15 protein-coding genes and 2 pseudogenes are annotated in these 23,028 nt (G+C 73.0%); 7 read left to right on the top strand and 10 right to left on the bottom strand.

The features are described from left to right. Positions 1 to 19: 19 nt before the first annotated feature. The 5 genes and pseudogenes from LHJ74_RS16140 to LHJ74_RS16120 form a co-directional block, all read right to left on the bottom strand. Entirely contained in the window at positions 20 to 394 is a 375-nt protein-coding gene (locus LHJ74_RS16140) for a DoxX family membrane protein (protein WP_260218739.1), read from the bottom strand. A 536-nt stretch (positions 395 to 930) separates the two neighbouring features. Beyond that, entirely contained in the window at positions 931 to 3,483 is a 2,553-nt protein-coding gene (locus LHJ74_RS16135) for a polysaccharide lyase family 8 super-sandwich domain-containing protein (protein ID WP_260218738.1), read from the bottom strand. A gap of 107 nt (positions 3,484 to 3,590) precedes the next feature. Then, the gene (locus LHJ74_RS16130; RefSeq protein ID WP_260218737.1) at positions 3,591 to 5,576 is read right to left on the bottom strand and encodes an ABC transporter permease; all 1,986 of its coding nucleotides are present in this window, start codon (positions 5,574 to 5,576) and stop codon (positions 3,591 to 3,593) included. Between the two features lie 26 nt (positions 5,577 to 5,602). Beyond that, positions 5,603 to 6,418 (bottom strand): molybdate ABC transporter substrate-binding protein, encoded by an 816-nt coding sequence (gene modA, locus LHJ74_RS16125; protein ID WP_260218736.1) that lies wholly within the window; start codon positions 6,416 to 6,418, stop codon positions 5,603 to 5,605. A 113-nt stretch (positions 6,419 to 6,531) separates the two neighbouring features. Further along, positions 6,532 to 6,831, bottom strand: a pseudogene (locus LHJ74_RS16120) (ABC transporter permease); the annotation flags it as partial. Positions 6,832 to 6,858: 27 nt separating this feature from the next. Here LHJ74_RS16120 and LHJ74_RS16115 point away from each other — a divergent pair. Continuing rightward, a pseudogene (locus LHJ74_RS16115) lies at positions 6,859 to 7,050 on the top strand (ATP-binding protein); the annotation flags it as partial. Between the two features lie 158 nt (positions 7,051 to 7,208). Here the strand turns inward: LHJ74_RS16115 and LHJ74_RS16110 are convergent. Both LHJ74_RS16110 and LHJ74_RS16105 read right to left on the bottom strand, forming a co-directional pair. Beyond that, the gene (locus tag LHJ74_RS16110; RefSeq protein ID WP_260218735.1) at positions 7,209 to 7,601 is read right to left on the bottom strand and encodes an SCO5389 family protein; all 393 of its coding nucleotides are present in this window, start codon (positions 7,599 to 7,601) and stop codon (positions 7,209 to 7,211) included. A gap of 101 nt (positions 7,602 to 7,702) precedes the next feature. Beyond that, positions 7,703 to 8,698, bottom strand: a complete 996-nt coding sequence (locus tag LHJ74_RS16105; RefSeq protein WP_260218734.1) for an ATP-binding protein — start codon at positions 8,696 to 8,698, stop codon at positions 7,703 to 7,705. Between the two features lie 231 nt (positions 8,699 to 8,929). Between LHJ74_RS16105 and LHJ74_RS16100 the strand changes: the two genes are divergently transcribed. From LHJ74_RS16100 to LHJ74_RS16085, 4 genes are all read left to right on the top strand, one after another. Then, positions 8,930 to 10,132 (top strand): lactonase family protein, encoded by a 1,203-nt coding sequence (locus LHJ74_RS16100; protein WP_260218733.1) that lies wholly within the window; start codon positions 8,930 to 8,932, stop codon positions 10,130 to 10,132. A gap of 191 nt (positions 10,133 to 10,323) precedes the next feature. Next, entirely contained in the window at positions 10,324 to 11,889 is a 1,566-nt protein-coding gene (locus LHJ74_RS16095) for a bifunctional phosphatase PAP2/diacylglycerol kinase family protein (protein ID WP_260218732.1), read from the top strand. 160 nt (positions 11,890 to 12,049) lie between these two features. Beyond that, positions 12,050 to 13,582 (top strand): glycosyl hydrolase family 28 protein, encoded by a 1,533-nt coding sequence (locus tag LHJ74_RS16090; protein ID WP_260218731.1) that lies wholly within the window; start codon positions 12,050 to 12,052, stop codon positions 13,580 to 13,582. Beyond that, complete coding sequence (locus LHJ74_RS16085; protein WP_260218730.1) at positions 13,579 to 16,986, top strand: alginate lyase family protein; 3,408 nt, start codon at positions 13,579 to 13,581, stop codon at positions 16,984 to 16,986. The genes LHJ74_RS16090 and LHJ74_RS16085 overlap by 4 nt, the downstream gene beginning before the upstream one ends. A gap of 32 nt (positions 16,987 to 17,018) precedes the next feature. Here the strand turns inward: LHJ74_RS16085 and LHJ74_RS16080 are convergent, their stop codons facing one another. Together LHJ74_RS16080 and LHJ74_RS16075 are read right to left on the bottom strand one after the other, a co-directional pair. Further along, the gene (locus LHJ74_RS16080) at positions 17,019 to 17,762 is read right to left on the bottom strand and encodes an HAD family hydrolase (protein WP_260218729.1); all 744 of its coding nucleotides are present in this window, start codon (positions 17,760 to 17,762) and stop codon (positions 17,019 to 17,021) included. A 55-nt stretch (positions 17,763 to 17,817) separates the two neighbouring features. After that, a complete protein-coding gene (locus LHJ74_RS16075; protein ID WP_260218728.1) occupies positions 17,818 to 19,065 on the bottom strand; it encodes a glycosyltransferase in 1,248 nt (415 codons plus the stop codon). Between the two features lie 203 nt (positions 19,066 to 19,268). On the opposite strand from LHJ74_RS16075, the gene LHJ74_RS16070 reads away from it, so the two are divergent. Next, complete coding sequence (locus LHJ74_RS16070; protein ID WP_260218727.1) at positions 19,269 to 20,840, top strand: FUSC family protein; 1,572 nt, start codon at positions 19,269 to 19,271, stop codon at positions 20,838 to 20,840. Positions 20,841 to 20,922: 82 nt separating this feature from the next. Continuing rightward, positions 20,923 to 22,014: a lactonase family protein gene (locus LHJ74_RS16065; protein WP_260218726.1), complete on the top strand. Its 1,092-nt coding sequence runs from the start codon at positions 20,923 to 20,925 to the stop codon at positions 22,012 to 22,014. 70 nt (positions 22,015 to 22,084) lie between these two features. On the opposite strand, the gene LHJ74_RS16060 is transcribed toward LHJ74_RS16065, so the two are convergent. Beyond that, positions 22,085 to 23,023 carry a sirohydrochlorin chelatase gene (locus LHJ74_RS16060; RefSeq protein WP_260218725.1) on the bottom strand — a complete coding sequence of 313 codons (939 nt, stop codon included), beginning with the start codon at positions 23,021 to 23,023 and terminating at the stop codon, positions 22,085 to 22,087. Positions 23,024 to 23,028: the final 5 nt, after the last annotated feature.

Here is a 23,028-nt window from a genome sequence, read left to right as displayed (position 1 = left end):
CGGAGAGCGGCCCGCGTTCTCACGTGGGCCGTTCGTCGGCGGCCACGGCGAGGCAGGCGGCGATCAGGACCACGTTCTTGATCACGTACTGGCCCTCCAGGGTGGGTGTGACCAGCGCTCCGTTCCACATCTCCTCGGGCAGGAGGAACAGGGCGCAGCAGACCCCGGCCATATGCACGAAGAAGGCTGCCAGGGCCACCCGCAGCAGCACGCCGGTGACCAGCCCCAGCCCGATCACGGTCTCGAACAGCGCCAGCAGGGGGCGTGAGGCGTCCGCCGGCACGAGGCCGAACGTCAGCGCGTCCATGGTCCCGATGGCGACATGCTCCGCCGGGCTGGCTTGGGGGAAGAACTTCATCGCGCCGAACCAGATGAAGGTGAGGCCGACGGACACCCTGAGCACCGTGCTGCTGTGGGGTCGGTAGCGGTCGAGCACGGCTCTGAGGACGGTACTGCCCGGCAGTCGCAGCCCCGGCAGTCGCAGCCCCGGCAGTCGTAAGTCCGGCAGGGACCGAGGTGGTTTCGCGGGGTGCTCGGCCCGCTCCCGGGACGTGTCGCTGCCTGGGTTTCGGGCATGACCAGCCATTGCGTGTCCTTCCAGAAGCGGCGTTCGGGAACGGCGGCAGCGCGGCTCAGGGCCGGTGACGTGCCGTACGCAGGAGAGATCTCAACGGGACGATGGGGGTGTTCCGGAGTTCGGGCGCCCTGGTGTTCGGGCGGGCGGGCGGCGCGATGGGGTGCGGGGCAGTGCGGTGCGGGGCAGTGCGGTGCCGTGCGTCACCCGCCGGCGGGGTCTCCGTCGGCGGGTGCTCCTTGTGGGGATGAAGTACCAGAACCATGCGTGCGCTTCCCGCGACACGCTATAAGCCCGCCTCGACTCCCGTAAAGGTCTGGACCAATAATCTCTGCGGAGTGAGTGCCGGACACGCCCTAACGGGACCGCAGTGTCGCGGTGAAGCTGCGGCCGTAGGCGTGGCGGGTGGTGAAGTCGACGCGGGTGCCCCCGGGGACGGCGCGGACGCGGACACCTTCGTCGGCCGAGACCTCCCGCATCCGCCGGCCGTGCACCGTGACCGAGAGCGAGTCCCGCTCCATCGTCGGGTCGGACGCCGCGATCGAGACCGTGCCGTCGGGCGCGGCGCGGAGGATCACCGAGGCCGCACCGTCGATCGAGAGCCGCCCCGCATGGTGCCGGCCCCGGGTGAACGTGTTGGCCGCGATGATGCCCAGCCCCGTGTGCCGGACGGCCTGCACCCGCACGGTGTTGGCCAGGACGGAGAGTGGGCCGTCGGCGTACGAACGCAGTTGCCCCTCGGAGGCGTTGGGTACGAGGGCGTGGGCAATCGACGCCGGGCGCGCGGCGGCCCGCTGCTCGACGGCGACGGAGAAGACCTGCTTGCTCACCGGGGTGTCGGGGTTGGAACGGCGGACGACCCGACGGCTGCGGGTGACGGTGTCCAGCGAGACCGTCGGGGGCCGCCCGTCCAGGAAGACGTACCCCACCGCGGTGCCCTGGCCGTCGTCGGCGTAGCGCAGCCAGGCCAGCGGCGCCGTACCGGGGCCCGACCACCGGTTGCCGTCGCGGAGTTCGCCGGTGAGGGAGACGGTGTCCGAGGGGTCGGCGATCCTGCTGTCGACGGTCGTCGTCACGGCGCGGCCCGCCGGGTCGACCACTCCGGCGGCGAGGACGACGATCTCGTCGTCGAGCATGAACCACGACTTCGTGGCACCGGCGTTGCGGTAGACGACGAAGTCGTCGGGGAGGTCACCGGCCTGCTTGGCGGCGTAGGCGGCGTCGTCGGCCTGGATCAGCCCGGCGGCGCCGTACGCACCCAGGCAGGCACCGCCGGAGTGGGTGTTGGTGCCGCGAGGGAAGTAGACATAGGTGTTCTGCGATTCGGAGGAGGAGGTGAACCCGCGCTCCGGGTTGTCGTACCAGAGTGTGCCGTAGAGCTCGGGGATCGTGCGGCGGGTCTCCACGGGCGCGGTGACACCGGCGAGCCGGTAGGGCGGCACCGCCGTGAAGTAGTCGACGCCGTACGCCGCGGTCTGGTCCTGACCGGAGAGGTAGAGGTAGTGCGCGCCGTCGCCGTGGAACCACGGCATGAGGTTCTCGCCGCTCATGTACTCGTACTTGCTGATCCGGGCGGAACTGCGGGCGAGCGCGAAGGCGTAGCCGGGCCGCCGGTGGACGGTCTTGTCCATCGCGTTGAAGGCGATGTGGCTCTCGGCGGCCTTGAGGTCCCGCGCCGGGGCCGAGGTGTCGGCGAGGATGTCGGCATAGCGCGCGATGCTGACGGGGGAGACGAAGTCCGCGGGATCGGGGGCGGCCTTCGAGGTCTCCCGGACGAACTTGACGTATCCGCGGAGGGCGGTGGCGTCGCTGCCGCTCGCGTACCCGGAGAGGTCGACGACAGCCTCGACGACCTCGGCGGCATTGGCGTACCCCGTGGTGGTCCGTGAGGTCCCGCGGCCCTTGACGATCTCCATCATCCAGCCCTCGAAGATCACCGGGGCGAAGCCGTCGACCACCCAGCCCTGCACCACGCCGACCAGGCTGCCGTCCTGCACATAGCCGCTGCCGTCCAGGATCTTGACGGTCTGGACGACGCGGGCGAGCAGGTTCTTGCCGTAGGAGCCGGTGTAGGCGACGGAGGCGTGCTGGATGAAGGAGCCGTCGGCGTAGAAGCCGTCGGTGACCCCGTGCCGCAGGTCGTACGGATCGATCGTCGCGAAGACGGTCAGCTGGTCGGCGATCGCCTTGCTGATCCGGGCGTCATCCTCCAGGACGGCACCCTGGAGGATGCGGTTCGTCGTGATGTCGGCGAGGTTGGCGCCGGTGTGGAAACGGGAGTCGAGATCGACGTCGCCGTCCTTGCCGTTGCGCAGGTAGGCGTCCATCGAGGCGACATAGGTGGCGGGGAGGCCGGGCCGGTAGGCCGCGAGTGCGTCCTTGAGCAGGACGAGGATCTTGCTCACCCGGGCGGAGATGCCGATCTCCCAGTTGAACCAGTTGCCGTAGTAGCCCTTCGACTGGTCGCCGTAGTACGTGTCGTGCAGCGTGACCAGGCCGTCGATGACCCGCCGCTGGACCGGCTCGCTGCCGCGCAGATCCGAGGCGGCGGGGCCGGGTGCGACGGTCGCGAGCGCGATCTCGTAGAGGTACTCGAAGGACTTGGTCAGGTTGCTGTCGTTGGTCCCGAGCGGGACGTCCGCGAAGAGCTCGCCCTCCCCGGCCTCGTCCATCGCGGTCAGCCTGGCCCGCGCCGTCGAGTCGATCGAGGCGAGCTTCGCGGCGACCTCGGGCCGGGCGTTGGAGTCCGCGGTGCCCGCGAAGACGGCGAGGGTGTTGCTGATCAGCACGGCGTGGTCGCCGCCCGCCCCGGCGGCCCGGGACTGGGCCCGTGCGTGCAGCGGCCCCACCGCCGTCAGCAGAGCGGCAGCGGGGATCACGGACAACAGGGTGCGACGCGACAGCTGCAAGGGACCGCTCCGGGGCAGTGGCTGGAAAGCGCTTGTGGGCGCATGTAAGCAACGCCGGCGCCCACTGTCAATGAGGTGGCGTCTGAACTGGCGATGCGCCCCTTGCCTCACAGCGGCACCACGGTCACCTCGGTGGCCTTGACGCTGGTCCATACGGACGTCCCGTCGGTGAGGCCGAGTTCGGCGGCGGCCTGCGGAGTGATCTCGGCGACGAGATCCGGCGCCCGCTCCGAGGCGATCAGGACCCGCAGCCGGCTGCCGCTGGCGGTGATCTCCCGCACCGTGCCGGGCCAGACGTTGCGCGGGCTGCCGGCGGGCCGCTCCCGGTGTACGGAGACCGCCTCCGGTGCGATGACGGCCAGCGCCTCGGAGCCCGTGGAGAGCGGGTCCGCGACGATGAGCACACCCCCGCCGTGGAGGGCGAGACCGTCGTCGCGCGCCGTGCCGGGCCAGGCGTTGCTGCCGAGCATCCGCGCAACCCACGGGGAGCGGGGATGACGTGCGACTTCGGCCGGTGCGGAGTCCTGCACCGCGCGGCCCTCGTCGAGTACGAGAATCCGGTCCGCCAGGGAAACGGCTTCGACGGGGTCGTGGGTGACGATCAGGCAGACGCCGCCGAAGCCGCCGAGGTGGGTGCGCAGGGTGTGCCGTACCCGGGAGCGCGTCGTCTGGTCGAGTGCCGCGAGCGGCTCGTCGAGCAGCAGGAGCCGAGGACGGGTGGCCAACGCGCGTGCCAGGGACACGCGTTGGGCCTGACCGCCGGAGACCTGGGCGGGCTTGCGGTGCGCGAGGTGGCCGACTCCGAGCTGGTCGAGCCACCGCTGGGCCTCGCGGCGTGCCTCGGCGCGGCGGACGCCGTGTGCGCGCGGGCCGTAGGCGGTGTTGGCCAGGGCCGTGAGATGAGGGAAGAGCGCGCCGTCCTGGGGCACCCAGGCGACGCCGCGGCGGTGCGGCGGCAGGCTGGTGACGTCCGTCCCGCCGAGGCGGAGCGCGGCGTGGGCGCGCGGCGTGAGGCCCAGCAGGGCACGGAGCAGGGTGGTCTTGCCCGCGCCGTTGGGGCCCACGACGGCGAGGGTGGTGCCCGGTTCGGCGTCCAGGGTGAGCTGGTTGAAGCCGGTGAGGTCGGCGTGCAGAGCCCAGCGTTCCGGCGGGGCTCCCGGCTCGCCGCCGGTGGCCGACGGTGCCGCCGCATCCGGCGTGTCCACCGTGTCCTCCGTCGGCTCGGGGCCCGCCGCCCGTGACGGGGAGCTGGGCCGGTCTGCGCCGCCGCGCGGGGGTGCTCCGGTCCAGCGGCCGCGCAGTGCGACGAGCACGGCCATGGCCAGGGCGAGCAGCAGCAGCGAGACGGAGGTCGCGGCCTCCGGCTCTTCCTGGAGCAGCAGATACACCTGCAGGGGCAGGGTCTGTGTGGTGCCGGGCAGGTTCCCGGCGAAGGTGATCGTCGCTCCGAACTCACCGAGTGCGCGCGCCCAGGTAAGGGCGGCACCGGCAGCCAGGCCGGGAGCCACCATGGGCAGCGTCACGGTGAAGAACACCCGGAGCGGCGAGGCTCCGAGGGAGGCGGCGGTCTCCTCGTAGCGCGGCCGCAGCCCGGCCAGCGCCCCTTCGAGGCTGATGACGAGGAACGGCATGGCCACGAAGGTGGCGGCGAGGACCGCGCCGGAGGTGTGGAAGGGGAGGGTGAGTCCGAAGGTGTCCTCCAGCCACGGGCCGAGCAGCCCCCGGCGGCCGAAGGCGAGGAGCAGCGCGACCCCTCCGACGGTGGGCGGCAGCACCATCGGCAGCAGGACCAGCGAGCGCACCACTGCCTTGCCGGGGAAGTCGACGCGGGCCAGCAGCCAGGCCAGCGGCACCCCCAGCAGCAGGGAGAGGCCGAGCGCCCAGAAGGAGACGAGTAGCGACAGCCGAAGCGCCTCGGTGGTCTCCGGCCTGGTCAGATGTCCGCCGAGGTCGCCCCAGGACGTACGGGCCAGGACTCCGATCAGCGGCAGCGTCAGAAGCGCGACGGCGAGCAGGGCGGGAATCGCCAGGGTGAGCGGCGGGCGCCTGCCCGGCGCCCGGCTGCCCGGCGCCCTCTTGCTGAGGTGTCTCATCTGCGGATCCCTGGGGCTCGGCTCTCCTACGGCTGCTGGAAGCCCGCGTCCTGGAAGATCTTCTGAGCCTCGTCGCCGGACAGCCACCGCACGAACCCGGCAGCGGCGTCGGCATGCCGGGAGGCTTTCAGCGTGGCTGCCGGATACGCGGCGGCGGCGTTCTGCTCATCGGGGATCTCGACGGCGTCCACCTTCCCGGCGGCCGTGGCGGCATCCGTGCGGTAGACGAGGCCGGCGTCGGCCTCACCCAGCTCGACCTTGCTCAGGACGGCGCGGACGTTCGGCTCCTGGGACACCGGCTGCACGCCGATCTTACGGGCGTCCAGAATCTGCTTGCCGTACCGGCCGACGGGCACCTCGGGGGCGGCGAGTACGACCTTCAGCCCGCCGTCCGAGAGGTCCTCCAGACCGTCGATCCTCTCCGGGTTGCCCTCGCCGGTGGCGATGACCAGCCGGTTCTCGGCGACGACCGTCGGCTTGCCGGTCTCGGCACGCAGCCCGTCCATGGTCGTGGTGTCCGCCGTGACCACGGCGTCGGCGGGCGCGCCCTGCTTGACCTGTGCGGCCAACTCCTGGGAACCGGCGAAGGAGAAGGTGATCTCCGTGCCGGGGTGCTCCTTCTCGTACGCGGCGCCCGCGGTCTTGAAGACGTCGGTGAGCGAGGACGCGGCCAGCACGGTCAGGCTCGCCTGCGAGTCGCCGCCCTTGCCGGACCCCGCCGCGCTGCCGCCACCGCCGCACGCGGTGAGCGGCACCAGCAGCGCGGCGGCCACCACGGTGGCCACCGCGCCGTGGCGGGGGCGGGGCGCATGTGCCGCTCGCGTGATCCTGAGAGACTGCATATGCGACACATTAGAGGCAGCTGCCTGGCATCTGCAATTGTCTGTCTGGCTCTCGGGACGATCCCTCCGGCAGCACCTGGGGGCGAAGCCCCCGCGCCCCCGCGCCCCCCGCGTCAGGACGCGGCCAGGGCCTCCGTCGGGGGGAGGCGGGCGGCGCGGACGGCGGGGTAGAACCAGGCGAGGCCGCCGATGATCAGGGTCGCGCCGACGCCGCCGGCCATGGCCCACAGCGGCACCAGGGCCGGCCAGCCCTGGTAGCGCGCGTAACCGGTGGTGACCGCGATGCCCAGCAGCACACCGCCGAAGCCGCAGAGTGCGGAGAGCAGCAGCGATTCGCACAGGAACTGGGTGCGGATCTGGCCACGGGCGGCGCCCAGGGAGCGGCGCAGACCGATCTCGGCGCGCCGTTCCAGCCCGGGCGCGGGGATTCCTCGGGCTGGGTGCGCGTGTCCACCGGGACCGAGGGCGGCGCACCGGTGCTGCGCGTGGTCAACAGCGGACCGGTCATCCCCTACGACTGCATCGACTCGCTCTTCCAGCCCTTCCGGCGCTACGAGTCCCGGACCGGGAGCCCGGACGGCCGCGGGCTCGGCCTGTCCATCGTCGCGGCGGTCGCCGCCGCCCACGGTGCCCAGGTGATCGCCCTGCCGGGCCCCGAAGGCGGACTGGACGTCGCCGTGGCCTTCCCCCCGGCCGGGGGAGGGTCCGGAGACGCCGCAGCGGGTCCCGAGCGGATCCTCGGGCGACGCGTGCCGGGGCGGAAAGGACCCCGGCGCGCGCCGCGGCGAGGTCAGCAGTCGCGGAACTCCGGCGACTGGTTGAGGATCTGCGAGCGCTGCGAGGTGAAGCGGGTGTGCGCCTCGCCGCCCAGCGACTGGAGGGGGAAGACGGCGACCCGGTGGCAGTTCATGAAGGCGAGGCCGACACCGAAGTGCCGCTCCAGGCTGCCGCGGATCGCGTCGCTGGAGAGTGCCCGAAGCAGCTGGCCGCGCTCCTTCTCGGAAGGCGGTGGCGTGTGGTTGTCGGCGAACTCCCGCTCACCCTCGCGCAGTTCCCGGACGAGACCGGCGATGAGATTGTAGGCGTACGGCAGGGAGACGCGGACGGTTTCCACGAAGTCCTCTTCGCGGATAGGGCCGCGCTCGGCTTCCGCGAGCAGCTTCGGGGGGACGTCAAGAGACATGGTGAGACTTCCTGTCGGTGTCGGTGTCGGTGCGGGCCGGTGCAGGGCCCGATCGGGGCAACGCGGCACTGGTGACCGCAGCCCTGACGGCTGCCTCTTCCTCAAGGCGCGGCCGTCAGGGCCTCCGTGAGGTCCTCGGCCGGGGCGGTCGTCAGCGAGGCGGGGCCGTGCTGGAAGTCCCGGTCGACCTGCGCGGCGAGCGCGGAGCCGGTGGCCTTGTCGGCCAGCGCGGCGGCGTTGCGCAGGTGGAAGGTGACGGCATGCTGCTGGAAGGCGGCCCAGTCCTTCGCGCGGGAGTCGACGGCGGCGCGGAGGGTCTCCAGAGAGCTCGCGTTGTGCGCCTCCAGCTCGCCGCCGGCGCGCCCCTGCTCACGGCCCCGCACCCAGGGGGAGGGCACGCAGCAGGCCAGTAGGTCTTCGCCGACGTGCTCCCGGAGGAAGAGCAGGTCGTCCTCGTCGGCGACCTTGTTGCCGACGACCGCGATCGGGATCCCGAACTCGCGCGCGTGATCGCGGTACTGGCGGTAGACGGAGACGCCCTTGCGGGTGGGCTCGGCTACCAGGAACGTCATGTCGAAACGGGTGAACAGCCCGGAGGCGAAGGCGTCCGCACCCGCCGTCATGTCGACGACGACATACTCGCCGGGGCCGTCCACCAGATGATTGAGATACAGCTCGACCGCCCCGAGCTTGGAGTGGTAGCAGGCGACACCGAGGTCGCTCTCCTCGAACACGCCCGTCGCCATCAGCGGTACCCCGCCCACCTCCTGGACGTGGGCGCGGTGCACCGGGTCGTCACCGAGGAGGCGGAGGAGCCGCGAACCCCGGCCGGGCGGCGTCGTCTTGACCATCGCCTCGGCTGAGGCGATGCGCGGATTCTCACCCCGCAGCCACTCCTTGATCTCGCCCAGGCGGGTGCTGAGCGGCGGAGCTGTGAAGGACTCGCCCTCACCGGGGTCGAGCGTCGCGGCGAGATGCTGGTTGATGTCGCCGTCAATGGCGACGACGGGCGCGCCGGAACGCGCGAGCTGGCGGGAGAAGAGAGCGGACAGCGTGGTCTTGCCACTGCCGCCCTTGCCGACGAATGCGACGCGCAACGCTAACCACCCCAGTTGAAAATGAATGTCATGTCGCTAGGTTCAACGAGCTGCTGATCCCCTGTCAAGTCGCCTTCACTCGAACGGAGTACGGGCGCGTCGCCGTGGTGTGCGTCCGCGCGCTGAAACGGCGTCATGTGGTCTGGACCGCCGGGTGGTGGACCGGTCATGCTGCTTGGCGCAGACATGCCACATTGCATCCCGTGTCCCCCCACGAGAGGTGAACAATCCGTGCCGTCACGCACCTCGGAACCACAGGAACCGCCCGCCGGAATCAGCCGCCGCTCGTTCGCCGGCACCCTGGGCGCCGGCGGCCTCGGCGCCCTCGGCGTCGGCGCCGCAGCATCCGCCGCGCACGCGGCACCCGCCTTTGCCGCCCGGCGGAAGGCCACCGCCCGCCGGACCGCGTACCTCGGCACGTACGGCAGCGGGATCATCACCTGCGCCTACGACACCCGGACCGGAGCGCTGACCGCGACCGGCGGCTTCGACGCCGTGACCAACCCCGACTTTCTGGCGCTCGCACCCTCCGGCGAGGTGCTCTACTCGCTCGACGAGCGCGGGACGGACGGCGCGGTGCGCGCCTTCTCCATCGGTGCGGGTGGCGAGTTGAGCCCGCTCGGCAGTGCGCGGTCCACGGGCGGCGCCGGCGTCACCCACCTGTCCGTGCACCCGGGCGGCCGCCACCTGCTCAGCGCGAACTACACGGCGGGGAGCGTCGCCGTGCACTCCCTCGAAGCCGACGGCGGCGTGGGCTGCCGTACGGCGCTCGTGCGGCATTCCGGCTCGGGGCCGGACCCGGACCGCCAGGCGGGCCCGCACGCACACCAGATCCTCACCGGCCCGGACGGCGCCTTCGTCTTCGCCGTCGACCTGGGCACCGACTCCGTCCACACCTACGCACTCGACGGGCGAAGGGGCGCGCTCCGGCCGGTCTCCGAGGTGAAGTCGGTGCCGGGCGCCGGACCCCGTCACATGGTGTTCCATCCGCGGGCGCCGTACGCCTACGTGGCCAACGAGCTGGACAGCACGATCACCGTCTGCGCCTACGACGCCGCGACCGGCGTGCTGACCCGCGGGGAGAGCCGCCCCACCCTTCCCGACGGCACGGACCCCGGCACGCGCAACTATCCCGCCGAGGTGGCGATCTCGGCAGACGGCCGGTTCGTCTACCTCTCCAACCGGGGGCACGACAGTGTCGCGTGGTTCGCCGTGGAGGACGCCGGCGCCTCGCTGCGGCTGGTCGGCACGGTGCCCTGCGGCGGCTCCTGGCCCCGGCACATCAGCCTGTCGCCGTCCGGCACGCTGCTCTTCTCGGCCAACGAACGCGCGAACAACGTCGGGGTCTTCACCGTGGACGCGAAGACGGGCGAACCGACTCCCTCGGGCGCACCCTTCGCCACCTCCTCCCTCGGCTGCGTGCTGGCCACCTGAGCCGTTCCGGAGCGTCTCGGCCCGGAGCGTGACGGAGCGCACCCGGGTATCGGCCGGCTTCGGGGGTCCCCCGCGCCCGCGGGGCCGGCCCGCCCGCGGCCCGGGGGGCCGGGTGGGGCGGCCAACCCCCCCCCCCGCACGCCCCGGTGCTCGCGGCGGCGGGAAGAACCGCAAGCAGTGAGGAAGACGTCATGCGAACAGCTGTCACCGGGCGGTGGCTGCCACACGTCCGCCGGGTCAGGGCCTGGGACCGTGCCGCCTTCCACGGAGTGGCGGCCCGGCACCTGCCCGGGGCGGATCGCGTCCTGCCGCGGCTGAGCCGGGCGGCGAACCACGGGGCCCTGTGGTTCGGCGTCGCCGCCGGGATCGCCGCGACCGGGAAGCCGGCCGCGCGCCGCGCCGCGCTGCGCGGAGCCGCCTCGCTGGCCGTCGCCTCCGCCACCGTGAACACCCTCGGCAAGGGGGCCGTGCGGCGGGCCCGGCCGCTGACGGACGTCGTCCCCGTGATCCGGCGGCTGCACCGTCAACCCGTCACCACCTCCTTCCCCTCCGGACACGCGGCCTCGGCCTCGGCGTTCGCGGCAGGAGTCGCGCTGGAGTCCCCGCGCTGGGGTGCCGCACTGGTGCCGCTCGCCGCCTCCGTTGCCTTCTCCCGCGTGTACACGGGTGCCCACTACCCCGGTGACGTCCTGGCCGGTGCGGCACTGGGCGGTGGCGCGGCGCTCGCCGTACGGGGCCTGGCACCCACTCACGCGCGGCTCCCCACCCCCGCGCGACCGCTGGCCGACGCGCCCGCGCTGCCCGACGGGCGCGGGCTGGTACTGGTGGCCAACACCTCCTCGGGAGGCCGAGTGGGCGAGGGCGCGGCAGCGCTGGTGGCCGGGCCCCGGACGCTGACCTCCGTGCGGGCCGCCCTGCCGCACGCCGCCATCGTCGCCTACGACCCGGCTGAAGGGGCCGAGGGAGCCGAGGGGGCCTCGGAGACCCTCGACGAGGTACTGGAGCAGGCGGCCCAGCGGGCCGCCGGGATCGGCGGTGTGCTGGGCGTCCTCGGCGGTGACGGCACCGTCAACGCCGCCGCGACCGCCGCCGTACGGCACGGGCTGCCGCTGATGGTGCTCCCCGGCGGGACGCGCAACCACTTCGCGCGAGCCCTCGGCGTCGAGACGGCCGACGACGCCTGCCAGGCCCTGCGCCACGGTGAGGCCGTCGCCGTCGACCTGGGCCGCTTCACCCCCGGCCCGGGGGAGTCCGGCGCCGCCGGATACTTCCTCAACACCTTCAGCCTCGGCTCGTATCCGGAGATGGTGCGGATCCGGGAGCACTGGGCGCCGCGCCTCGGCGCCTGGCTCGCCGGGGTGCTCGCCGCGCTGCGGGTGCTGCGCACCGCCGGGCCGGTGGAGGCGGGACTCGGCGGACGGCAGCGGGCGCTGTGGCAGCTCTTCGTCGGCAACTGCTCCTACCGGGGCCTCGCGCTCGCCCCGGTACGCCGGTACGACCTGGCCGACGGGCTGCTGGACGTACGGGCGCTGCCTGGCGGCCGTTTCGCCCGGACCCGGCTGATCACCGCGGCGCTGACCAGCGTGTTCGGGCGGTCGCCCGTGCACAGCGCGGCCCGGCTGCGCAGGCTGCGGATCACCGGCATCCCCACGGGCACCCACCTCGCCTACGACGGCGAGGTCGCCCCCGCCCCCGGTGAACTGTTCCTCGACAAGCACCACGAGGCACTCACGGTCTACCGGCCGCTGAAGGCGTGAGCCGTTTCCGGCCCGACTCCTGGTGTCGGCGAAATTTTCGAAAGCCGCAGCCTGGCCTTGCCCCGCATTGCCGCCTACATGAGGCTCTGGGCATCCGGCGATAGAAAGCGGTTACTCCCCGGTGGCCGCACGCCGTCCCGTACACCGCAAGGAGATTCGCATGGCCTCTTCCCTGTCCCGCCGCACCACCCTCCAGGCGGCGGGTGCCACCGTGGCCGCCGTCGGACTGACCGCCACGGGGACCGCCGGGGCCCGTGCGGAGGAGGCCCGGCGCCCGGCCGCGGACCTGGTGACCTACCCCGTGCCCGACGGAGCCCCGACCCACGACAGCTTCACCGTCAAGGTCCGCACGCCGGGCGGCAAGTGGCAGAAGCTCGGCACCCATCTGGCCATGCTGAAGAAGGTCGACAGAGTCACCGGCGGCGACCAGCGGTACAAATCCTCCCTCGTGTACTTCGACTTCGCCGACCGCGTGGAGGTGGCGGTCACCTACGTCAAGGGCGGCGTCGAGAAGGTGCGGGTGCGGCCCGACTCGTACCGAATCGAGCCGGAGGTGCGCGGCAGCACCGCGCGGTTCACGCTCACCGAGCCGCGCAACCTCGTCCTCCAGGTCGACGACGACATCTTCGACTGCCTGCACTTGTTCGCCCGCCCGCTGGAGAGGGACCGCCCCGACGCCGACGACCCGGACGTCATCCACTTCGGGCCCGGCGTGCACACCACCGACGGCGGGACGGTCACCGTGCCGTCCGGCAAGACGGTGTACCTCCACGGGGGCGCGGTCCTGAAGTCGCGCGTCATCTTCAAGGACGTGGAGAACGCGAAGCTCGCCGGGCGCGGCGTCATCCACGCCTCGCCGGGCGGCGGCGTCACCGTCGAGGGCTCCAAGAACATCTCCATCGGCGCGGTGACCATGCTCAACCCGGACGGATACGCGACCACCATCGCCGAGTCCTCCCGGGTCACCATCAACGGCATGGGCTCCTTCAGCGCGAAGGGCTGGGGCGACGGCATCGACATCTTCTGCAGCAGCGACGTCACCATCGACGGCGTCTTCATGCGCAACTCGGACGACTGCGTCGCGGTCTACACCCACCGCTGGGAATACCACGGCGACGTCCGGAACATCACCGTCCAGAACTCCACCCTCTGGGCCGACGTCGCCCACCCGGTAAACGTCGGGACGCACGGCAACACCGACAAGCCCGAGATGCTGGAGAACCTCACCTTCCGCAACCTCGACATCTGCGACCACCGCGAGCCCCAGATGGGCTACCAGGGCTGCATCGCACTCAATCCCGGTGACAGCAACCTGATCCGGAACGTCCGCGTCGAGGACGTACGGGTGGAGGACTTCCGCGAGGGCCAGCTGATCCATATGCGGGTGATGTACAACAAGAAGTACAACACCTCGGTCGGCCGCGGCATCGAGGGCGTCTACATCAAGGACGTGCGCTACACCGGCAGCCACTCCCACCCCTGTCTGCTGCTCGGCTACGACGCCGGCCACGCAATCAAGAACGTCACCTTCGAGAACCTGGTCGTCAACGGCACGGTCATCGCCGACAGCATGGCCAAGCCCCGCTGGTTCGAGACCGGGGACATGGTCCCGCTGTACGCGAACGAGCATGTGCACGACCTGACGTTCCTCACCTCGGAGGAAGCCGCGTCGGGCAAGGCCGGTACCCGGTGACCAGCGGACTGACCCGCCGGGGACTCCTCGGCTCCGGCTCCCTGCTGCTGGCGCCGGGCGCGGCCGGGTTGCTCGCGGCGGGCCCCGCGCGGGGTGCCACGGGCCCGGAGGGCCCGCCCGAGCGGTTCGCGCACCCCGGGCTGCTGCACAGCGCGGACGACCTCGCGCGGATGAAGACGGCTGTCGCCGCCAAGGAATCCCCGCTGTACGCGGGTTACCAGGCGCTGGCCGCGCACGCCCGCTCGTCCGCCAAGTACACCGTGCGCAACACCGGCCAGATCACCACCTGGGGCCGCGGCCCCACGGACCATATGAACGAGGCCGCCGCCGACGCGGGCGCCGCCTACCAGAACGCGCTGATGTGGTGCGTCACCGGCGAGCGCGCGCACGCCGACAAGGCCCGCGACATCCTCGACGCCTGGTCCGCGTCGCTGACGGGCGTCACCGGTGCGGACGGCCCGCTCGGTGCCGGACTGCAGGGCTTCAAGCTCGTCAACGCGGCCGAACTGCTGCGGCACAGCGGCTACGACGGCTGGCCCGAGGAGAGCGTCGTGCGCTGCGCGGAGTCCTTCCTGAACGTGTGGTACCCGGCGGTGTCCGGCTACATGCTGTATGCAAACGGCAATTGGGACCTGACGTCCATTCAGACGATCCTCGCCATCGCGGTGTTCTGCGAGAACCGCACGCTCTTCGAGGATGCCCTGCGGTTCGCGGCGGCCGGTGCCGGCAACGGCAGCGTCGGGCACCGTATCGTCACCGACGCGGGCCAGGGCCAGGAGAGCGGCCGGGACCAGGGACACGAGCAGCTCGCGCTGGGCCTCCTGGGGAACGCCGCGCAGGTCGCCTGGAACCAGGGCGTGGACCTGTGGGGCTTCGACGGCCACCGCATCCTCGCCAACGCCGAGTACGCCGCCCGCTACAACCTCGGCGGCGACGTTCCCTTCACCCGCGACCTGGACCGCACCGGCAAGTACCTCAAGGAGGCCGTCTCCGACAAGGGACGCGGCAAGCTGCCGCCGGTCTACGAGATGGCGTACGCGCACTACGCCGGTGTACGCGGCATGGCCGCGCCGCACACCCGGAGCGCCGTCTTCCGCGGCGACGGCGGCGCCCGCGTCACCGAGGGCGCCAACGACGACTTCCCGGGCTGGGGCACCCTGGCCTACGCCGAGGCGCGGCCCCGGCCCGCCACGCCTGCGGCGCCCGCCGGAGTCACCGCCACCGCCACCGCCACCGCCACCGCCACCGCCACCGGCGACGCCGACGCCGACGCGGTCACTGTCAGCTGGCTGCCGTCCGCCTGGGCCACCGGCTACACGGTGCGGCGCGCCACCCGCCCGGAAGGGCCGTACGAGCGCCTCGCATCCGGGGTCGGCCCGGCGGAGTACACGGACCGTCACGTGCGCGCGGGCCGGACCTACTACTACACCGTCACCGCCGCCAACGACCGGGGTGAGAGTGGAAGTTCGGTCTGGTGCGCCGGCACGGCCGGGCTCCCCGGCGGCTGGTCGACCGCCGATGTGGGCGAGACCCGCGTACGGGGCGCCGCCGCCTTCGACGGCGAGCGCTTCGTCCTGGAGGCGGGCGGCGCCGACCTGGGCGGCACGGCGGACGCGTTCCGTGTCGCGTATCGGCCGCTGCACGGCGACGGGACGCTCACCGCGCGGATCGTGTGGCCCCTCAGTTCGCAGTACGCGAAGGCGGGTGTCACCCTGCGCCGCTCGCTGGACGCGGACGCCGCGCACGCCTCCCTGCTCCTGCAGGGGCTGCCGCTGCACACCTGGAGCGGCGTGTGGACCGTACGGCGCACGCCGGGCGGCGCGACGTCCGCGACGGGCAGCACTCCAGTGCCCCCGTCCCAGCAGCGGGCGATCACGAGCGAGGCCGCGTTCCCGATCTCCGACCTGGGCACGCTGCCGGAGTCGGCGACGCCGCTGGAGGCCCCGTACGTGGAGGGCGCGGGCGACGGCTACCGGCTGCGCGCGCCGTACTGGGTGCGGGTGGAGCGCAAACGGAACCGGTGCACCGGGTCGCTCTCCCCGGACGGCGTGCACTGGACCGAGGTCGGCAGCACCGAGGTGGCGCTGGGGGAGACGGTGTACGCCGGGCTCGTCCTCACCTCCTGCCTGGGTGTGGACGAGGAGTACGCGGAGACCGGCAGCGGCGCCTTCGACAACGTCCGGTTGGCATCCGCCACCGGGCGCGACTGGTCCGTGCCGCGCCCCGCCGTCACCCCCACTGACCTGCGCGCGGTCGCCGGGGCCGACGCGGTAGAGCTGAGCTGGACCGACCCGGACCCCGCAGCCTGGTACACCGTGCTGCGCGCCCCGCGCGCACAGGGCCCTTACGCCACGCTTGCCACCGGCGTCGGCCCCGTCGGCTTCGGCACCCGCACCCGGTACGCCGACCCGACCGGCAAGCCGGGCACGGCGTACCACTACGCCGTCGCGAAGACCAGCACCGGCGGCCGGGGCCCGCGTTCCGCGCCCGCCCGTGCGGTGATGCCGCGCCCCTCGGTGCCGGAGCTCCGCTCCCCGGCCACCGTGCTCGCCAACCGGGGAGTCCCGTTCCGGCATCTGCTGCGGGCCTCGCACGAGCCGCGCCACTTCTCCGCGCGGGGCCTGCCCCCGGGCCTGCGCCTCAACCCGCGCACCGGCCTTGTCACCGGAACACCGCGCGAGGCGGGCGCGTTCACGGTCACGGTCCGGGTGAGCAACGCGGCCGGTACCGCGTCCTCCACCGTGAAGCTCACGGTCGGTACGCCGCCGCCCAAGCCGTGGACGTACGGCGATCTCGGCGACGTCGTGCCGGACGAGCGTGTGCTGGGGACGTACGGGGTGGTGTCCGTCCGCATCCCGGGCAGCACCGGGTACGCGGACGGCACCTTCACGGTGCACGGCGCCGGAAGCGGTCTGTCCGTCAACAACCAAGGCATGACCGGGCAGTTCGTCCGCCACACGGTCACCGGGGACGGTGAGCTGACCGCCCGGCTCCTCGGCCGTACCGGCGGCGCCACCGGAGGCGACCGGGTGGGGCTGCTGATGGCCAAGTCCCTCTCACCGTTCGACCAGGCGGCCGGGGCCGTCATCACCAGTGACGGCAGCGGGCCCCGGGGTACCGGGCAGCTCATGCTCCGCGACACGGTCGCGGGCGCTTCCGCCTTCACCGGCGGTGAGACCGCGTCGCTCCCGTGTCTGCTGCGGCTGCGGCGCACCGGCACCGCCTTCACCGCCCTCGTCTCCACCGATGACGGCGCCACCTGGACCACCCTGGCCGAGGGCAGCGTCCCCGGTTTCGGGGACGCCGCCTACTACGCGGGACTCGTGGTCTGCTCCGGCGCCCCGGAGTCCCACTGCACCGCCCGCTTCGACCGCGTGCGCTTCACGGCGCGGGACAGCCCCTAGGAGCTGTCGTTTGGATCATGCTGGGAGCGGCACTAGGGAGTGTCCCGGCGGGCGGAGCCGGAGCGGATCCAGTCGTACGTCCGCCGGGCGTCGAAATCCTGCTGTCCGCCCGGGAAGAGCAGCCCCGCCCCGGCGAAGGCGGGATCACCGGCCGACTCCGGGACGTACGGCACCGCGACGCACCGCATGCCCGCCCGCCGGGCCGCCTCCGCTCCGGGTGCCGCGTCCTCCAGCGCCACGCACTCCCGTGGATCGGCGGCGAGCATGCCTGCCGCCGCCAGATAGACGTCCGGGGCGGGCTTGCCGTGGCGGACCTCCTCGGCTGACACCCAGCGGGTCAGTGCCGTGTCCAGGCCCGTGCCGCCGAGCACCGCCGCGATGGCGGAGCGGGAGGAACCGGAGGCGACCGCCATCGGGTGCCCGGACGCGTGCAGCAGCTCCACCAGCTTGCGCATCTGCGGGAAGACCTCAGTCGCGGTGCGCGCCAGCTCCAGATAGACGCGGTTCTTCCGCTCCAGCAGCTCGTCGACGGGCGCGTCGATCCCGTACCGGTCGCGCAGCGTGCTCAGGGTCTCGCGGGTACCGACGCCGATGAACTCGGTGTGCTCCCGCCAGCTGAAGCCGGGCACACCGTACTCGGCCAGGACGCGGCGCCCCGCCTCGTAGTAGTGGGGCTCGCTGTCCACCAGGGTGCCGTCGAGGTCGAAGATCACCGGAACGGGCGGGGACGGGGACGGGAGCGGAGGGCCACCGGAAGCGGGGGAGGAGGAAGGCATACCGTCCAGCATGCCAAGGCCCGGCAGGAACAGCCGACAGACCCCCGGGCAGGCCCTACGGCCCGGTGAGCCGGTCGACTGCGGCGAGGACCGGCCCCACGCCGTCCTCCTCGCGGATGCGGGTGGCCAGATCGCGGGCGCGCTGCCGGTAGGACGGATCGGTCGTCGCCCGCTTGAGGGCACTGGCCAGACCGGGCGCGGTAAGCCTGCGCAGCGGCACGGACACCGGCGAGGTGCCCAGAGCGACGAGGCGGGAGGACCAGAAGGCCGCGTCGAACTGGACCGGCACGGGCACGGTGGGAACGCCCGCACGCAGTCCCGCGGCGGTCGTACCGGCTCCGGCGTGATGGACCACGGCGGCCATGTGCGGGAACGCCGCGGCATGGGAGACCTCGTCCACCGTGAGCATGTCCGCTGCGCTCGCGTGCAGGCCGCTCCAGCCGCGCTGGATGACACCGCGCAGACCGGCGGCGCGCAGGGCGCGCACCACCGCACGGCTCAGACCGTCGGGGTCGGGCACGGTGGCGCTGCCGAGGCCGACGAAGACCGGAGGCGGCCCGTCGGCCAGGAAGTCGCGGAGGGCGGAAGACAGTTCGGTCTCCGCCGGAACGTGCGGCCACCAGTAGCCGGCGATGCTCAGCCCCCGCCGCCAGTCGCGGGGCCTGGGCACCACCCGGGGGCTGAACCCGTGCAGAACCGGCCAGTCCCGCAGGCGGGAGCGGCGGGCGGCGCGCGAGCTGGCCGGAGCGAGCCCCAGCCTGGTCCGCAGCTCTCGGGCGGTCTCGGCGTAGATGCCGTCCACCGCGACGTTCAGCGTGTGCCCGGCCAGCCGGGTACCGGCACGGCCCAGGGAGCGGGTGCCGATCACCGGCGGCGGGAACTCGCCCGTGGGGTCCATGGGTTGCAGATAAACCCCCATGCTGGGCATCGCGAGCCCTTCCGCGAGGGTGTGTCCGAGCGGGCCGAGCGAGCTGGAGACCAGCAGCACGTCGCTGGACCGGGCCGCCCGCAGAAGGTCGTCAGCCATCTCCCCGATCAGCGTCCGGGCCATGTGCGCCAGCCGCACGAGTCTGCCCACCCCGGTGGCGCTCTGATGGAAGGCGCGGCCACGTGCCGAGGCAAGCTCCGCGCGGGGGTCGATGGGCAGCGGGTGGAAGGCCACGCCCGCCGAGGCCACCAGCGGCGCGAAGCAGCCGTGTGTGACCAGGGTGACCTCGTGGCCCGCCTGGGCCAGGCCGTGCGCCAGCCCGGTATAAGGCGCCACATCACCGCGCGAACCCGCCGTCATCAATGCCACCCGCATGACTGCAGTATGACGCGCGTGACCGAGCGAACGCCTCCCCGCACTCCCGGTGACGAGCGCGCCGCCGGTGCGGCGCCGATGCGGCGCCCCCTTGTCTCACGATTTGGGCAGCAGGGCTACGGGGTGCTCTAATACGAAAACGATGGCGCTGCGGGTCTCCGCGGCGCCTTTGTCATGCCGGAGCGTCGGAAGGGTGGGAAGCGGTGCTGAAGGAGGCGTTCGTGGCTCCGGATCCGGGGCGGCTGCGACTGCGCAGCGCTACGCGGTCCGTTCTCGGCATCGGTCTGGCCGTTCTCGTCTGTGTGACCACGGGCCACGATCTCCCGGCGGTCATCGCCGGTGGTCTCGCCGCGCTCCTCGCGCTCTTCACGGTCACCGACCCGACGGTTCGCGGCCAGGCCCTCACCACCGCGCTGCTGCCCGCGGCGGGGCTCGGGGTGCTGGTGCTCACCGCCCTGCTGCACGAGGACCCGCCGGCGCGCGCCCTCATGTTCGTCGCGGTGGCCGGTGCGGGGGTGTACGCGCGGCGCTGGGGGCCGCGAGGGCACGCCCTGGGCGTCTTCGCGTTCATGACCTGCTTCGTCACGCAGTTTCTGCGCCCGTCGCCCGCCCAGCTGCCCGAGCTGTACTCCGCGACCGTCCTCGCCGTCCTCGCCGCCTCGGTGGTCCGCTTCGGCCTCTGGTGCTTCGAACGGCGGCTGCCGCCGCCCGCCACGCCTTCTCCGCCGGGTGGAGCGGGCCTGGCGCGGACCACCACCCGCCAGGCCGTCCAGGTTGTCGCCGCCGGTGGCTTCGCCCTGGCGGTGGGCCAGATGCTCTCGCCGGATCGCTGGTACTGGGCCGTCGGCGCGGTCTGGTGGATCTTCGTCAACACGACGTCGCGCGGTGAAACCCTCGTCCGAGGCTTCCGCCGGGTCCTGGGCACGGTGATCGGCATGGCCGTCGGGATCGTCGTCGCCATCCCCGTGGACGGTGCGGTGGCTCCGACGGTCGCCCTGGTGGCGGTCTGCGTCTTCGCCATCTTCTACACCGCCGCCGTGTCGTACAGCTGGATGATGCTCGCGGTGACGCTGATGGCCGCGCTGCTGTACGGACTGCTCGGAGTGCTGGACCCGGGTCTGCTCGCTCTGCGTGCCCTCGAGACCGGCGTGGGCGCCGCGGGTGCGGCACTGGCCGTCGCCTTCGTACTGCCCGTCACGACGCATGCCGCGACCCACGCCTGGATCGAGCGCGCGGTGCGGGGTGTGCACGACTGCACCCTCACCGCGGCGCGCAGGCTCGCCGGCGACCCGGACGCCGACCCGGCACCGCTCGCCGCCGAGCTGGACGCGGTGCTGGGGCGGGCGCGGCTCTCCCTCGCCCCGCTCGTCCACCCGCTGAACCCGCTGCGCGTCCGCAAGGCGCGCGCCCGCCAGATCCTGGCTCTGCTGGACGAGTGCGCACACGAGGTACGCGGGCTCAACGCCGTCTCAGCCGACCCGCGAGCCTCGCATGACGCCCGGCTGACCGAGGCCTGCCACCGGGTGGAGACGGCAGTCCAGGCGCTGCTGTCGCCCGCCCACGGGGGCGCCGGCGCCTCGCTGCCCGCCAAACCGGCACCATCGGAACTACCGGCACCGGGGTCATCGGCACCAGGCGCGCGCCACCGCTCCGCAGGCGAGTCCGCGCTGCACCACCTCCAGGGCCTGGAGAAGCTGCTCACCGCCCTCGCAACGCCCCTGCACAGCCCCCCGCGCTCTCCGCTGGCCGGAGCGGCAAGGACCGCCGGGTCCTGAAGGGAACGTTCCTGGCGGGCACGGTGGCGGCGGCTGCTACCGTCGGCATGATCATTCGACGTCGGCGGAAGGGCGCCTCTGCATGACCAGCGACAGGCAGGGAAAGGAGCAGGGGCGCGAGCAGCAGCACCAGGCACCTGAGCCGGGCCTCCGGGCCTACATCGGCTCGTTCACCTCGGCGGGTGGCCGCGGCATCACCACGGCCGCCGTCGACCCGGACACCGGCGCCCTGCGTACGCTGCGCCATACCGAGACGGCCGTGCCGGACCCGTCGTATCTCGCGCTGCACCACGGGCTGCTGTACGCGGTCAGTGAGACGGCGGACGGGGCGGCGGCGGTGCTCTCCCTCGCAGATCCCGACCGGCCCGCCCTGGTCGGTGCGCCCCTGCCCGTGGGGGGCGCCGCGCCCACCCACCTCACTCTCGCCGCCGGGCGCCTGTTCACCGCGAACTACACCTCCGGCAGCGTCAGTGCACTGCCACTGCGGGCCGACGGCACCCTCGGCGGGAACGCGACCAGCTACCCGCACCGGGGCAGTGGCGCGGACCAGGAGCGTCAGACGGGCCCGCACGCCCACGCAGTGGTGCCCGACCCCTCCGGCCGCTGGCTGCTCGCGGCGGACCTCGGCACGGACTCGGTGTGGATCTACCGCCTCGACGGCTCGGCAAGCGGAGTGCTGCTCCACACCGAGGTGGCGCTGCCCCCGGGCAGCGGGCCCCGGCAGCTGGCGTTCCATCCGGACGGCCGATACGCGTACGTCGTCAACGAGCTGGGCTCGACGGTGACCGTGTGCCGCTGGGACCAGGACGCGGGCACGCTGGAGCCGGGGGCCGCGATACCCGTCCTGCCCGAGGACGCGACCGGACCCAACTACCCCTCGGAACTGGTCGTCAGCGCGGACGGCCGCTTCGCCTGGGTGGCGAACCGCGGGCACGACAGCATCGCCGTCCTCGCGCTGGACGCCACCGGCGGCGCGATGGAGCCGGCCGGCACGGTCTCCTGCGGCGGCCACTGGCCGCGCGGGCTCGCCCTGCACCCCTCGGGCCGGTGGCTCTACGCGGCGAACGAGCGCTCCGGCGACCTCACCTGGTTCGAGGTCGACGCGGACACCGGGATGCCGCACCGGACGGGATCGGCCGTGGCACCGGCCGCCTCCTGCGTCGTCTTCGGCTGAAGCGGGAACACAAGCCCGGCGCGCGGTGCGTGGTGCGCATGGAGCCCCGCGCACCCGCGCCCCGGCGGGTTCAGCGGGTGGGCATGCCCTGCGGCTGCTGTGGGAGGCCGAGCTTCGCGCCGTACGCCGACGCGACGAGCTTGCCCAGCGCGGGATAGGGGCCCAGCGGCTCGGCCGACGAGCAGCCTGCTTCCTCCGCCGCGGCGTCCAGCAGTCCCGGCGGGACCTCGGGGCCGATCAGGCAAGGGGCGACCGCCAGCTGCTGTGAACCGGAGTCGCGGAGCTGGTCGGCGGTGCGCGCGACCGCGCCCTCCTCGTCCAGCCCGGCGGCGAGCACCGGTACCGCAAGCCGCGCGGCGAGCAGCATGCCGGTGATCCCTGCGGCCTGCACGGCTTCCTCGCCGCCGAGGGTGGCCAGGATGATGCCGTCCGCCGCCGTCGTCACGGTGAACAGGCGGGCTCGGTCCGCACGGGCCAGACCGGCTTCCGAGAGCTTGACGTGCACAGCCTCGGCGAGCAGCGGGTGCGGACCGAGGACGTCGGTCAGCTCCGCCCCGGTGCCGCTGCCGAGCACCGCCTGCCGTATCTGCCGCATGCGGACGGCGTCGGGGCCGGCCAGCAGCGGGACGACCACGGCGACGGGAGCCTGCGGGCCGGTCTGCGCGGCGGGCTCGGAGGACTCGGCGGCCTCGTCCGCGCCACTGGCTACGCCGCTGGAGCGATCGGCCGCGGCCTGGGCCAGAACGTCCTCAAGGCTGGGGAACTCGTCGCTCCCGCCCTCCACGTAGCCGATCTGCGCGTCCAGGCCGGGAAGCTCGGAGCGTGCGATGCTCACGATCTCGGCAGCCAGACTGCGTGTCGCCGCGGACGGCTCTCCGGGGACGGCGAGTACCAGCGCCGGAGCGTCCTCGGGGGCGACGACGGGCTCCGGCCGGCGGTGCCGTCCGGACTGACGGGGACGGGGCATTCGTACAGGCAGGCCATTGCCCGGACCATTGGGGGAGCTCATATGCC

Origin of the sequence: Streptomyces gossypii (genome assembly GCF_025165795.1) — a bacterium.
GTDB lineage: Bacteria > Actinomycetota > Actinomycetes > Streptomycetales > Streptomycetaceae > Streptomyces > Streptomyces gossypii.
Note: the sequence above shows the minus strand (reverse complement) of the source record. Positions and strands in the feature narration are given on the sequence as shown.

Bases quoted from the DNA above. Each gene is read 5' to 3' on its own strand.
- LHJ74_RS16130 (WP_260218737.1), bottom strand. From the start codon at position 5,576: ATGAGACACCTCAGCAAGAGGGCGCCGGGCAGCCGGGCGCCGGGCAGG.
- modA (WP_260218736.1), bottom strand. From the start codon at position 6,418: ATGCAGTCTCTCAGGATCACGCGAGCGGCACATGCGCCCCGCCCCCGC.
- LHJ74_RS16110 (WP_260218735.1), bottom strand. From the start codon at position 7,601: ATGTCTCTTGACGTCCCCCCGAAGCTGCTCGCGGAAGCCGAGCGCGGC.
- LHJ74_RS16095 (WP_260218732.1), top strand. From the start codon at position 10,324: ATGCGAACAGCTGTCACCGGGCGGTGGCTGCCACACGTCCGCCGGGTC.
- LHJ74_RS16090 (WP_260218731.1), top strand. From the start codon at position 12,050: ATGGCCTCTTCCCTGTCCCGCCGCACCACCCTCCAGGCGGCGGGTGCC.
- LHJ74_RS16080 (WP_260218729.1), bottom strand. From the start codon at position 17,762: ATGCCTTCCTCCTCCCCCGCTTCCGGTGGCCCTCCGCTCCCGTCCCCG.
- LHJ74_RS16075 (WP_260218728.1), bottom strand. From the start codon at position 19,065: ATGCGGGTGGCATTGATGACGGCGGGTTCGCGCGGTGATGTGGCGCCT.
- LHJ74_RS16065 (WP_260218726.1), top strand. From the start codon at position 20,923: ATGACCAGCGACAGGCAGGGAAAGGAGCAGGGGCGCGAGCAGCAGCAC.
- LHJ74_RS16060 (WP_260218725.1), bottom strand. From the start codon at position 23,023: ATGAGCTCCCCCAATGGTCCGGGCAATGGCCTGCCTGTACGAATGCCC.